This window comes from Kitasatospora sp. NPDC059747 (genome assembly GCF_042732955.1).
Taxonomy (GTDB): Bacteria; Actinomycetota; Actinomycetes; order Streptomycetales; family Streptomycetaceae; genus Kitasatospora.
On sequence record NZ_JBHWGV010000065.1, the window covers coordinates 1 to 12,389 of the forward strand.

General features: G+C 72.2%; 14 protein-coding genes and 1 pseudogene. 11 read left to right on the top strand and 4 right to left on the bottom strand.

Features of this window, described 5'->3' with window-relative positions; translation table 11 throughout:
• The 5 genes and pseudogenes from ACFV4G_RS26100 to ACFV4G_RS26120 all read left to right on the top strand — a co-directional run.
• Positions 1-215 (top strand): annotated as a pseudogene (locus ACFV4G_RS26100) (hypothetical protein); the annotation flags it as partial.
• Positions 212-643, top strand: a complete 432-nt coding sequence (locus ACFV4G_RS26105; RefSeq protein WP_380444406.1) for a roadblock/LC7 domain-containing protein — start codon at positions 212-214, stop codon at positions 641-643. The pseudogene ACFV4G_RS26100 and the gene ACFV4G_RS26105, both read left to right, overlap by 4 nt.
• A complete protein-coding gene (locus ACFV4G_RS26110) occupies positions 640-993 on the top strand; it encodes a DUF742 domain-containing protein (RefSeq protein ID WP_380444408.1) in 354 nt (117 codons plus the stop codon). The genes ACFV4G_RS26105 and ACFV4G_RS26110 overlap by 4 nt, the downstream gene beginning before the upstream one ends.
• A 70-nt stretch (positions 994-1,063) precedes the next feature.
• A complete protein-coding gene (locus ACFV4G_RS26115; protein WP_359961171.1) occupies positions 1,064-1,621 on the top strand; it encodes an ATP/GTP-binding protein in 558 nt (185 codons plus the stop codon).
• Positions 1,618-2,808, top strand: coding sequence for a cytochrome P450 (locus tag ACFV4G_RS26120; RefSeq protein ID WP_380444410.1), 1,191 nt, complete (start codon positions 1,618-1,620; stop codon positions 2,806-2,808). Before ACFV4G_RS26115 ends, ACFV4G_RS26120 begins: the two co-directional genes overlap by 4 nt.
• 54 nt (positions 2,809-2,862) lie before the next feature.
• Here ACFV4G_RS26120 and msrB read toward each other — a convergent pair whose 3' ends face one another.
• The 4 genes from msrB to ACFV4G_RS26140 all read right to left on the bottom strand — a co-directional run bounded on the left by msrB (position 2,863) and on the right by ACFV4G_RS26140 (position 6,207).
• Positions 2,863-3,270, bottom strand: a complete 408-nt coding sequence (msrB, locus tag ACFV4G_RS26125; protein ID WP_380444412.1) for a peptide-methionine (R)-S-oxide reductase MsrB — start codon at positions 3,268-3,270, stop codon at positions 2,863-2,865.
• A 21-nt stretch (positions 3,271-3,291) separates the two neighbouring features.
• A complete protein-coding gene (gene murC / locus ACFV4G_RS26130; RefSeq protein ID WP_380444477.1) occupies positions 3,292-4,674 on the bottom strand; it encodes a UDP-N-acetylmuramate--L-alanine ligase in 1,383 nt (460 codons plus the stop codon).
• 150 nt (positions 4,675-4,824) lie between these two features.
• On the bottom strand, positions 4,825-5,286 hold the full coding sequence (locus ACFV4G_RS26135; RefSeq protein WP_380444414.1) for an indole-3-glycerol phosphate synthase: 462 nt from the start codon (positions 5,284-5,286) through the stop codon (positions 4,825-4,827).
• A gap of 135 nt (positions 5,287-5,421) precedes the next feature.
• Positions 5,422-6,207, bottom strand: coding sequence for a pyrimidine reductase family protein (locus ACFV4G_RS26140; protein ID WP_380444415.1), 786 nt, complete (start codon positions 6,205-6,207; stop codon positions 5,422-5,424).
• Positions 6,208-6,280: 73 nt separating this feature from the next.
• Here ACFV4G_RS26140 and zapE point away from each other — a divergent pair, with 73 nt between their 5' ends.
• The 6 genes from zapE to ACFV4G_RS26170 all read left to right on the top strand — a co-directional run bounded on the left by zapE (position 6,281) and on the right by ACFV4G_RS26170 (position 12,282).
• The gene (zapE, locus tag ACFV4G_RS26145) at positions 6,281-7,366 is read left to right on the top strand and encodes a cell division protein ZapE (RefSeq protein ID WP_380444417.1); all 1,086 of its coding nucleotides are present in this window, start codon (positions 6,281-6,283) and stop codon (positions 7,364-7,366) included.
• 60 nt (positions 7,367-7,426) lie between these two features.
• Positions 7,427-7,804 carry a type II toxin-antitoxin system RelE/ParE family toxin gene (locus ACFV4G_RS26150; protein ID WP_380444419.1) on the top strand — a complete coding sequence of 126 codons (378 nt, stop codon included), beginning with the start codon at positions 7,427-7,429 and terminating at the stop codon, positions 7,802-7,804.
• Positions 7,801-8,109, top strand: coding sequence for a helix-turn-helix domain-containing protein (locus tag ACFV4G_RS26155; protein ID WP_380444421.1), 309 nt, complete (start codon positions 7,801-7,803; stop codon positions 8,107-8,109). The genes ACFV4G_RS26150 and ACFV4G_RS26155 overlap by 4 nt, the downstream gene beginning before the upstream one ends.
• A 44-nt stretch (positions 8,110-8,153) precedes the next feature.
• Positions 8,154-10,244, top strand: coding sequence for an excinuclease ABC subunit UvrB (uvrB, locus tag ACFV4G_RS26160; protein WP_380444422.1), 2,091 nt, complete (start codon positions 8,154-8,156; stop codon positions 10,242-10,244).
• A gap of 257 nt (positions 10,245-10,501) precedes the next feature.
• On the top strand, positions 10,502-11,080 hold the full coding sequence (locus ACFV4G_RS26165) for a TerD family protein (RefSeq protein WP_380444424.1): 579 nt from the start codon (positions 10,502-10,504) through the stop codon (positions 11,078-11,080).
• Positions 11,081-11,304: 224 nt separating this feature from the next.
• The gene (locus tag ACFV4G_RS26170) at positions 11,305-12,282 is read left to right on the top strand and encodes a TerC family protein (protein ID WP_380444426.1); all 978 of its coding nucleotides are present in this window, start codon (positions 11,305-11,307) and stop codon (positions 12,280-12,282) included.
• Positions 12,283-12,389 lie beyond the last annotated feature (107 nt).

Genomic DNA, 12,389 nt, shown 5'->3' on the forward strand with positions numbered 1-12,389 from the left:
GGCCCGGCCCGGCCGAGGCCCCCGGGGCGCCCGCCCGCACCCCCGAGCGGGCCGCCCGGCACTGGAGCGCGCTCCAGCAGGGCACCGGCGAGGGCCGCGCCGCCGTGGCCGCCGCCGCCCGGGACGGTGCCACCCCGCCCCAGGGCGAACCCCCGTCCACGGGCGCACCCCAGTCAGCGGGCGAAGGCCCCACCCCCGAAGGAGCCGCGCAGTGAGCAGCACGCCCAGCCCGACCGCCACCGACGAGATCTCGTGGGTGCTCACCCCGCTGCTGGAGCTCCCGGGGGTGCTGCACGCCGTCATCGCCACCGGGGACGGCCTCGTCGAGGGCGCCTCGGACGGGCTCGGCCGCGCCTCCGCCGAGCGGGTCGCCGCGATGACCGCCACCGTCCACGCCGCCGCCCGGGCCTTCACCAGCGCCTTCACCGACACCGCCCAGCCCCGGCTGGCCCAGACCGTCGTCGAGTCCGACCTCGGCTACGCCGTCGTCGTCCCGGCCGGGGAGAACACCTCGCTCGCCGTCTTCACCACGCCCGAGGCCCAGCTCGGCAACGTGGCCTACCAGATGCAGGTCCAGGTCGCCGCCCTGGGCCGCGCGCTCGCGAGCCCGGCCCGGCAGCCCGACGGCACACCCCGGTCATGACCGGCGTACCCCGCAGGCGGATGGTGCCCGCCTACCTCGCCACCGGCGGCCGCACCCGCCCCGGCAGCGCCGGCTTCGAGCGGCTGACCGTGTTGTACGCGGCCCGCGCCGAGCCGCCGTACGGGCTGGAACACGAACACGAACGGCTCTGGGAGCTGCTGCGCCCCGGCGCGCTGACCGTGGTGGAGGCCGCCGCGCACCTGCGCCTGCCGGTCAGCGCCACCGTCTTCCTCGCGGCCGATCTGGTCGAGGCGGGCTGCCTGAACGCCCGCGCGCCGATCCCGCGCGCCCAGCAGACCGACCGCTCCATCGTCGAGAGGCTCCTCGTTGGACTCCGCACGCTCCGGTAACCCGGCCCCCGGCGGCCCGGCCGACCGGCCCAGCCGGGTGGGCTACCTGCCCGACCCGGACCAGACGCTGATGAAGGTCGTCGTGGCCGGCCCGTTCGGGGTCGGCAAGACGACGCTCATCCGCACCCTCTCGGAGATCGCCACCCTGCACACCGAGGAGGCGATGACCGAGACCGGCCGCCCGGTCGACGACCTCGCCGACCTGCCGGAGAAGACCACCACCACGGTCGCCGTCGACTTCGGCCGGCTCACCCTGCCCGGCAACGTCGTGCTCTACATGTTCGGCACCCCCGGCCAGCGCCGCTTCTTCCCGCTCTGGCAGGACATCGCCCGCGGCGCCCTCGGCGCCCTGGTGCTCGCCGACACCCGCCGGCTCGCCGACTCCTTCGAGATCATGGACATGGTCGAGGAGCAGGGCCTGCCCTACGCCGTCGCCGTCAACGGCTTCCCGGACGCGCCCGTCCACTCCGTCGAGGTCCTGCGCGCCCACCTCGACCTGCACCCCGACACCCCGCTCGTGCTCTGCGACGCCCGCGAGCGCGGCGCCAGCCTCGACGCGCTGATCGCGCTCACCGAGCACGTCCTGCACGGCCTGCCGGCCGGCCCGGACCCCCAGGAGGGACCGTGACCACCGAGACCCGACCGACGCCGATCTACGGGCCGGTGTTCGCCGCCGACCCGCACCTGGTCTACGACCGGCTGCGCCGCCACGGCGCCGTCGCCCCGGTCGAGGTCGCGCCCGGCGTGGAGGGCCTGCTCGTCACCGACTACCAGGCCGCGCTGGACCTCCTGCGCGACACCGACACCTTCTCCAAGGACTCCCGGGCCTGGCAGCGGACCGTCCCGCCGGACTCCCCGCTCCTGGTCGTGCTCGGCTACCGCCCCACCGCCCTGTTCAGCGACGGCGAGGTCCACGACCGCTACCGCGCGGTGATCACCGACGGCCTCAGGCTGCTCGAACCGCACGTGCTCCAGCGCCGCGTCGGCGAGGTCGCCCACCGGCTGATCGACCGCTTCGAGGCCGCCGGCACCGCCGACCTCATCGCCGAGTACGCCCGCCAGCTGCCGGTCTTCGTCTTCAACACGTGGTTCGGCGTGCCCGAGGAGCACAGCGACCGCCTGGTGGCCGGCATCTCCAAGATGATCGAGTCCACCGAGAAGGCCGTGGCCGCCTACGGGGACCTCCTCGCCGTGGTCACCGAGATGGTCGCCGACCGGCGCCGGCGCCCCCGGCACGACCTCACCTCCTGGTTCGTCACCCACCCGGCCGGGCTGGACAACGACGAGGTGATCCGGCAGATCACCCTGACCATGATCGCCGGGCACGAGCCGACCACCAACCTGATCGGCAACGCCCTGCTGCGCCTGCTCACCGACGAGCGCTACGCCGGCTCGCTGTTCGGCGGCGCGATGACCGCCTACCAGGCGATCGACGAGGTGCTGTGGCACGAGCCGCCGCTGGCCAACCTGTCGGCGCACTACCCGCGGTACGACATCACCTTCCACGGCCGCGAGATCAAGGCCGGCACGCTGATGCTGGTCTCCTACGCGGCGGCCAACAACCAGGCGGCGCCGCCGACCGACGGCGCCGAGCTGCGCAGCGGCGAGAGCGCCCACCTGGCCTGGGCGGCGGGCCCGCACGCCTGCCCGGCCCGGGACCCGGCCCTGCTGATCGCGATCTCGGCGATCGAGCAGCTGACCAGCCGGCTGAGCGACCTCGAACTCACGCTGCCCACCCAGGACTTGCTCTGGCGCCCGGGGCCCTTCCACCGCGCCCTGGTGAACCTGCCGGTCCGCTTCGCCCCGGTCGTCTGACCACGCGAAGGGCCCGGACATCCGCGTACGGACGTCCGGGCCCTTCGCGGACGGTCAGTCCTCGACCGGCTTCAGCGTCAGCGAGACGCTGTTGATGCAGTAGCGCTGGTCGGTCGGCGTGCCGTAGCCCTCGCCCTCGAAGACGTGTCCGAGGTGCCCGCCGCACCGCGCGCACCGCACCTCGACCCGGCGCATGCCGAGCGAGGTGTCCTCGATGTACTGGACCCGGTCCCCGGCCAGCGGCGCGTAGTACGAGGGCCAGCCGCAGTGGCTGTCGAACTTCGTGGTGGAACTGAACAGCTCGGTGCCGCAGGCCCGGCAGGCGTAGACGCCGACGGTCTTGGTGTCGGTGTACTCGCCGGTGAACGGGCGCTCGGTGCCCGCCTCGCGGAGCACGTGGTACTCCTCGGGGCTGAGCTGCTCGCGCCACTCGGCCTCGGTCTTCTCGATCTCGTAGCTCATCACGGCTCCCGTCGGCGTGCGTCAGACGTTGGAGGCAACGTTCGCGAGGTGCTTCAGAATTTCGGGGCCGAGGTTGGTGACGTCCCCGGCGCCCATCGTGAGCACCAGGTCGCCCGGGCGGGCGAGGCCGGCCAGCACGGCGGGGGCGGCGGCGAAGTCGTGCTCGGCGGTGACCTCGGCGCCGGCCCGGTGGGCCGCGTCGATGATCAGCTCGCTGGTCACGCCCGGGATCGGGTCCTCGCGGGCCGGGTAGATGTCCAGCACGACCGAGGCGTCGGCCAGCGCGAGCGCCTGCCCCATCTCCTCGGCGAGCTGCTGGGTGCGGCTGAACAGGTGCGGCTGGAAGACCACCAGGACGCGGCCCTCGGCGGCGCCTCGGATCGCCTCCAGGTCGGCGGCCATCTCGGTCGGGTGGTGGGCGTAGGAGTCGATCACCTGGACGCCGCCCGCCTCGCCCTTGAGCTGGAGCCGGCGGCGCACCCCGGTGTAGGCGCCGAGCGCCTTGGCCAGGTCGGCGGCCGGCACGCCGAGCGCGACGCCCGCGGCCAGCGCGGCGACGGCGTTGTGCGCGTAGTGGCGGCCGGGCACCGAGACCGTGAAGGTCAGCTCGGCGCCGTCCAGCAGGACGGTGACCTCGCTGGTCATGCCGCGGGCGACCACCGACAGGACGCGCAGGTCGGCGTCCTCGGCGGCGCCGACGGTGACGACGTTCAGGCCCTCGCGCGCGGCGACCCGGGCGGTGAGCTCGCGGGCGCCGTCGTGGTCGGCCGAGACGACCAGGGTGCCGCCCGGGGTGATCCGGCCGACGAAGGTCTCGAACGACTCGTGGATCTCCTCGATCGACGCGTAGTTGGCGTGGTGGTCGAGCTCCACGTTGAGCACGATCGCCACCTCGGGCGCGTACTTGTGGAAGCTGCGGTCGCTCTCGTCGGCCTCGGCGACGAAGATCTCGCCGGTGCCGTGGTGGGCGTTGGAGCCCGGCGCGTCGAGGTCGCCGCCGATCGCGTAGGACGGGTCCAGGCCGAGCTCGCCGAGGGCGACGGCGAGCATGCTCGTGGTGGTGGTCTTGCCGTGGGTGCCGGCGACGGCCAGGGCGCGGCGCCCGCCCATCAGCGCGGCCAGCGCGTCGGAGCGGTGCACCACGGGGATGCCGCGCTCGCGGGCCGCGGCCAGCTCCGGGTTGTCGGCGCGGATCGCGCTGGAGACGACCACGCTGCTGGTGCCGTCCGGCACGTGCTCGGCCGCGTGGCCGACGTGGACGGTCGCGCCGAGGGCGCGCAGGGCGAGGACGGTCTCCGACTCCTTGGAGTCGCTGCCGGAGACGCTGGCACCGCGCACCGCGAGGATCTTCGCCAGGCCGGACATGCCGGCGCCGCCGATGCCGATGAAGTGCGGGGCGTGCAGGTCGTGCGCGGCGTCGTTCAAGGCGGGGCTCCGTTGGGGCGGGGGCTGGGTGGGCGGGCGGGCGCTGCCCGCGGGGGCGACGTGCGAATCGTCCTCGCGGACGGACCGCAAGGACGATTCTGCACCAAGGTCGGGGTCGGGTCGGTCGGCTCAGGAGTCGCTGGCGAACAGCCGCAGCACCGGGACGCCGACCTTGTGCCGGGCCTGCGAGGCCCAGTCCCGGTGGAAGAACTCCTCGACGAAGTGCGGGGAGGTGAGCACGACGACCTCGTCGGCGTCCTGGTCGCGCACCACCGCCTTCAGGCGCTCCAGCGGCTTGTCCTCGACCAGCTCGCCGACCGCCTCGGCGCCGGCCCGGCGCAGGTGGCGCAGGCTGTGTTCGAGCGACTCGGACGCCACCGTCGGCCCGCTCTCGGACTCGTCGTGCTCGTGCACCACCTTGTCCAGGTGGCCGAGGGCGACGTCGTCCAGCGCCCGCAGCAGCTCGTCCTGCCGGCCGCGCGGCTGCATCAGGACGACGAAGGAGACCTTCTCGTCGCTGTGGAGCGTGGTGACGAGCTCCACGTCCGCGTCGGAGAGCGCCTTTTCGATCATCAGTACCGTCTTGAACACGTGAGTCCCTTCCAGTGGCCGGCCCCCGGGCCCCGGCATCGCATCCCATAGTGCCCGGCGGAAGCTTTCGGCTCGCTGCTCACCCGGCACGCGGGCCGCGCGGACGAAAGGCCCCCAAGGGGAACGGGATCGCGATCAGGGGGTCACGGGGTCATCCGAACGCAGGTGACGCAGGTAGCGGGTGAAGAGGAATCCTTTCTGCTCGATCAATGAGACCAGCCGCATCGTCCGCACGTCAGGCATTTCCGCATCGTGGATGATGCGCGGCGCGTCGCCGCCCGTGATCAACGGGGCCAGCGACAGGCACAACTCGTCCAGCAGGCCCGCCGCCGCCAGCTGTCCCAGCAGGCGCGGGCCGCCCTCGGTCAGCAGCCGCGTCCAGCCCCGCTCCACCAGGGCGGACACGCCCGCGCGCAGGTCCACCGAACCCTGCCCGGCCGACACCAGGTCGGCCACCGCGGCCACCGCCCGGCGGCGCTCGGCCGGGGCGTCCTCGGTGGTGATCACCACCGTCCGGACCAGCGGCTCGGTGAACAGCGGCGCGTCCAGGTCCAGCGCCAGCGACCGGCTCACGATCGCGATCGCCGGGGCCGGGGCCTGCCCGGCCGCCGCCCGCGCCGCCGCGAACTCGGCCCGGGCCCGGGCCGGGCGGTAGCCCTCCGCGCGGACCGTCTCGGCGCCCACCAGCACGACGTCCGACAGCGCGCGCAGCACCCCGAAGATCCGCTTGTCCGCGTCCCCGGAGAGGCCCTCGGACAGGCCGTCGAGCTTCGCGCCGCCGTCCAGTCCGGCCACCATGTTGGCGCGCAGCCACGGCCGGCCCCGATTCACCTGGTCGGGGTACGCGTAGAGGGCGGCGAGCGACTCCAGCGAGCCCGGGTCGGCGACCGGCTCGGTCAGCGGGCTGATCAACAGGTGCATACCGCCAGTGTTCCACCGGCCGGCCCCGGCGCGGGGTCGGAGGGGCCCGGGAGCAGGCGTACCCTCTACTAACGTGCCCGCAGCTCCCCGCCCCGCCACCGCGACCGAATCCATAGCCGCCGCGCCCGCGCCCGGCGCCCCGGTCGCGCTTACTGACCGCCGCCCCGTCGTGCCCGCCGAGCGCCTGGTCGCCGAGATGGTCCCCCCGCCCCGGTTCGCCGAGGTGAGCTTCGGGACGTACATCCCGGACCAGACCCAGCCGAGCCAGTACGAGGCCGTCCAGGTCCTGGAGCAGTTCGCCGCCACCCTCGGCGCGGGAAACGGTTCCGCGCCCAAGCGCGGCTGGTTCCGCCGCAGCGCCCCCGCGCCCACCGGCCCGGCCGGCGTCTACCTCGACGGCGGCTACGGCGTCGGCAAGACCCACCTGCTCGCCTCGCTGTGGCACTCCGCCCCCGGCCCCAAGGCCTTCGGCACCTTCGTCGAGCTGACCAACCTGGTCGGCGCGCTCGGCTTCCAGCAGGCCGTCCGGACCCTCTCCGGGCACACGCTGCTGTGCATCGACGAGTTCGAGCTCGACGACCCGGGCGACACCGTCCTGGTCTCCACCCTGCTCGGGCGCCTGGTCGACAACGGCGTCAAGCTCTGCGCCACCTCGAACACGCTGCCGGAGAAGCTCGGCGAGGGCCGCTTCGCCGCCGCCGACTTCCTGCGCGAGATCCAGGGGCTGTCCGCGCACTTCCGCCCGATGCGGATCGACGGTCAGGACTACCGCCACCGCGGCCTGCCGGACGCCCCGCCGCCCTACCCGGACGAGACCGTCGACGCCGTCGCCGCGCGCACCCCCGGTGCCTCCCTCGACGACTTCGACGCCCTCCTCGCCCACCTCTCCGCCGTCCACCCCAGCCGTTACGGCGCCCTGCTGGACGACGTCACCGCGGTCTGCCTGCGCGGCGTGCACCAGGTCGACGACCAGTCCACGGCGCTGCGCCTGGTCGTCCTCGCCGACCGCATGTACGACCGCGAGCTGCCCATCACGGCCTCCGGCCTGCCCTTCGACCAGGTCTTCCCCGAGGACATGCTCCGCGGCGGCTACCGCAAGAAGTACCTGCGAGCGGTCTCCCGCCTCGTCGCCCTCGCCCGGGACAGCGCGAAGAGCTGAGCCCGTAACCTCTCCCCCTCGCCCGACCGTTGTTCCAGCGGCAGAGCAAGGGGGAGAGACGTGACAGGTGCGGGGTCCCGGGCGGGCCACACGATCGAGATCGAGCCCGAGGTTCGGGTGTGGCTCCAGAACTGCTCGATCGCGGAGTACCGTGCGGCCGAGCGTGCCGCCGACCGACTCGCGGACGACGGCGAGATGCTGCCGTTCCCCCTCGCGAGCCACCTGGGCGGGCCGCTGCGGGAGCTGCGCATCGGACCCATGCGCATCACGTACTGGCTCGCACCGGGTCGGAGGGCTGTGCTGCTGACGGTCTTCCGCAAGACTAGGAACCGCGAGACCGATCAGGTCGAGCGGGCACACCGCGCCCAGAAGGTCTGCGAGGCGGAGCACCTGCCGGCCGCCGACCACGAGGTCTACGACCGGGAGGAGCAGCGATGAGCAGCGGCTACCACACCCGCTGGACCGTGCCGCCGGAGCACCGGGACACCGAGGAGTACCGGGCGGCCGGGCGGCGGATGGCGCTGGCCGAGGCCGTGTACGCCCGTCGCGCCGCGCTCGGCTGGAGCCCGGCCCGGCTCGCCGAGCGGGCCGGGCTGGACGTGGAGACGGTCGAGAGCATCGAGGAGAGCGGGGTGGATCCGACGCTGCCGCTGATCGAACGGCTGGCCGCCGCCTTCGACTCGACGGTCCGCATCGACCCGGCCCACGAGCCGGCCATGAGGTTCGAGGCCCACGCGGCCTGAACGAACCGGCACCGCTTGTCGGTGGTGGGTCGTACGGTGGACACGTGCGACCCATCACGAGTATTGAGCGGTCAGTGGCGCCCTTCGAGGTCGTCAGTCCCTTCCAGCCCAACGGGGACCAGCCGGCGGCGATCGCCGAGCTGGAGCGGCGGATCACGGGCGGGGAGAAGGACGTCGTCCTGCTCGGCGCCACCGGCACCGGCAAGTCGGCCACCACGGCCTGGATGATCGAGAAGCTGCAGCGGCCCACCCTGGTGATGGCGCCGAACAAGACGCTGGCCGCCCAGCTGGCCAACGAGTTCCGCGAGCTGCTGCCGAACAACGCGGTCGAGTACTTCGTCTCGTACTACGACTACTACCAGCCCGAGGCGTACGTCCCGCAGACGGACACCTACATCGAGAAGGACTCCTCGATCAACGAGGAGGTCGAGCGGCTGCGGCACTCCGCGACGAACTCGCTGCTCACCCGCCGGGACGTGATCGTGGTCGCGTCCGTCTCCTGCATCTACGGCCTCGGCACGCCGCAGGAGTACGTCGACCGGATGGTGCCGCTCAAGGTCGGCCAGGAGATCGACCGGGACGTGCTGCTGCGCCGCTTCGTCGACATCCAGTACGCGCGCAACGACGTCGCGTTCACCCGCGGCACCTTCCGGGTGCGCGGCGACACCATCGAGATCTTCCCGGTCTACGAGGAGCTCGCGGTCCGGATCGAGATGTTCGGCGACGAGATCGAGGCGCTGTACACCCTGCACCCGCTCACCGGCGAGATCATCAGCCAGGACGACTCGGTCTACGTCTTCCCCGCCTCGCACTACGTGGCCGGCCCCGAGCGCATGGAGCGGGCCGTCGCCGGCATCGAGACGGAGCTGGAGCAGACGCTCGCCCGGCTGGAGAAGCAGGGCAAGCTGCTGGAGGCCCAGCGGCTGCGGATGCGCACCACCTACGACATCGAGATGCTGCGCCAGATCGGCACCTGCTCGGGCGTCGAGAACTACTCGATGCACTTCGACGGCCGCGAGCCCGGCTCCCCGCCGAACACGCTGCTGGACTACTTCCCCGAGGACTTCCTCCTCGTCATCGACGAGTCGCACGTCACCGTCCCGCAGATCGGCGCGATGTACGAGGGCGACGCCTCGCGCAAGCGCACGCTGGTCGAACACGGCTTCCGGCTGCCGTCCGCGATGGACAACCGCCCGCTGAAGTGGGAGGAGTTCCTCGGCCGGATCGGCCAGACGGTGTACCTGTCGGCCACCCCGGGCGCGTACGAGCTGTCCCGCGGCGACGGCCAGGTCGAGCAGATCATCCGCCCGACCGGCCTGATCGACCCCGAGGTGATCGTCAAGCCGACCGAGGGCCAGATCGACGACCTGGTGCACGAGGTCCGCAAGCGGGTCGAGCGCGACGAGCGCGTCCTGGTCACCACGCTGACCAAGAAGATGGCCGAGGACCTCACCGACTACATGCTCGGCCTGGACATCCGGGTCCGGTACCTGCACAGCGACGTGGACACCCTGCGCCGCGTCGAGCTGCTGCGCGAGCTGCGGGCCGGGCGGTACGACGTGCTGGTCGGCATCAACCTGCTCCGCGAGGGCCTCGACCTGCCCGAGGTGTCCCTGGTGGCGATCCTGGACGCGGACAAGGAGGGCTTCCTGCGCTCCGGCACCTCGCTGATCCAGACGATCGGGCGCGCCGCCCGGAACGTCTCGGGCCAGGTGCACATGTACGCGGACAAGATCACCCCCGCGATGGAGAAGGCCATCGACGAGACGAACCGCCGCCGCGACGTCCAGCAGGCCTACAACAAGAAGCACGGGATCGACCCGCAGCCGCTGCGCAAGAAGATCGGCGACATCCTCGACACCCTCGCCCGCGAGGACGTCGACACCGACGAGCTGCTCTCCAGCGGCTACCGGGGCCAGGGGAAGGGCAAGGCCCCGGTGCCGGCGCTGGGCAGCGAGCGCAAGCCCGCCAAGTCGATGCCGGCCGCCGAGCTGGCGGAGCTGATCCAGGAGATGACCGACCGGATGCACGCGGCCGCGGCCGACCTCCAGTTCGAGGTCGCGGCCCGGCTGCGCGACGAGGTCAAGGAGCTCAAGAGGGAGCTGCGCCAGATGCGGGAGGCCGGGGTCGCCTGAGGCGCGGCCCGGGCACCGTCGGCCCTGGCCGGTTCGGCACCGGTCAACGCCGACGGTGTCTCAGCCTTGCCACAAACCGGCGAACGCTTGGGGTTCGCGGGTGCCGCAGGCCCTAGGCTGGCCTGCGGCATTCGCGCTCCCGGGACGGAGTGGCGGGCCGGAAGACGAGGGGGCCTCAGCCGGGGGACGGCGACGGGGTGTTCCAGCAGGGAGCCGCGCGCGGACCGGGCGCGCGGCCGGGCAGAGAGGACAACGTCGTGTCGGTGAGTCTTGCCAAGGGCCAGAAGGTCAGCCTCCAGAAGGGCTCGGGCGGTGAGCTGACCGTGGTCCGGATGGGCCTCGGCTGGCAGGCCGCGCCCAAGCGGGGCCTGTTCGGCACCCGCACCCGGAAGATCGACCTGGACGCCTCGGCCCTGCTGTACGCCGAGCGGACGCCCTCCGACGTCGTGTTCTTCCAGCACCTGGAGTCCACCGACGGCTCGATCCGGCACACCGGGGACAACCTGGAGGGCGGCTCGGGCACGGACGACGACGAGGCGATCCTGGTCGACCTGCTGCGCGTGCCGGCGCACATCACCCAGGTCGTCTTCACGGTGAGCTCCTACACCGGCCAGACCTTCGCCGAGGTCCGGAACGCGCACTGCCGCCTGGTGGACGAGACGACCGGGGTGGAGCTGGCCCGCTACGAGCTCGCCGGGGGAGGGCCGCACACCGGCCAGATCATGGCGAAGGTCTTCCGCGACGGCTCCGGCGGCTGGGCCATGCAGGCGATCGGCGCCCCGGCCCGCGGGCGGACCTTCCAGGACCTGCTCCCGGCGATCGAGCCGTTCCTCTGATCCTTCCGGTTCCGGCCGCGCCTTTACCTTCTTTACCCTTCCTTGCCGCTCCTGTTACTCTCGATGGCAGCGGAGGGGAGTATTCCTCGTAGCAGTAGCCCCGTCATCACGGGCGCCCGTCGCGGCGCCCCGGGGCACTGGTCCGGCCCGGGCGCGTCCCGGCGGGCGGAAGAGACCTCCGGCAGTGACGATGACCGTCTCGCCTAGCTGCCGGAGGAGCAGTAATGGACGTTTCCGTAGCCATGTGGGTCACCACGGTCGGTGTGCTGATCGCACTGATCGTGGCGGACTTCTTCATCGGAGGGCGAAAGCCGCACGAGGTCTCGGTCAAGGAGGCCGGGATCTGGACCGTGGTCTGGGTCGTGCTGGCGGTGCTCTTCGGCGGCTTCCTCTGGTGGCACTCCGGCGCGCAGCCGGCCGGTGAGTTCTTCGCCGGCTACATCACCGAGAAGTCCCTCAGCGTCGACAACCTCTTCGTGTTCATCCTGATCATGGGCAAGTTCGCGGTGCCCAGGGTCTACCAGCAGCGCGTGCTGATGTTCGGCGTGATCATCGCGCTGGTGCTGCGGGCGGTGTTCATCGCCGGCGGCGCGGCCCTCGTGACGCAGTTCTCCTGGGTGTTCTTCATCTTCGGCGGCTTCCTGGTCTGGACCGCCTGGAAGCTGATCAAGGAGGCGCGGGCCGACGAGGAAGAGGAGGAGTTCGAGGAGAACCGCCTGCTCAAGTCGATCGAGCGGCGCTTCCCGTCGACCGACAAGTACCACGGCACCAAGCTCTTCATCCGGGAGAACGGCCGCCGGCTGATGACCCCGATGCTGATTGTCATGCTGGCGATCGGCACCACGGACGTGCTGTTCGCGCTGGACTCGATTCCGGCCATCTTCGGCCTGACCCAGGACCCGTACATCGTGTTCACCGCCAACGCCTTCGCGCTGATGGGCCTGCGCCAGCTGTACTTCCTGATCGGCGGCCTGCTGAAGAAGCTGGTCCACCTGTCGTACGGCCTGTCGGTGATCCTCGGCTTCATCGGCGTGAAGCTGGTGCTGCACGCGCTGCACGAGGCCGGCGTGCACGTGCCGGAGATCGGCATCCCGTTCTCGCTGGGCTTCATCGTGGTGGTGCTGGCCGTCACCACGGTGACCAGCCTGACGGCCTCGAAGAAGCAGGAGCGGGCGGCCGAGCGCGAGAAGCTCGACGCCTGACCGAGAAGTTGAATGGGTTGAGCCCCGGCGGGCCGCGACGGCGAACGGGGCGGGGGGGGGGTGCGGGGGGGGGGGCCGCACACGGGGAGAGTCCCCCCGCTAGGGGT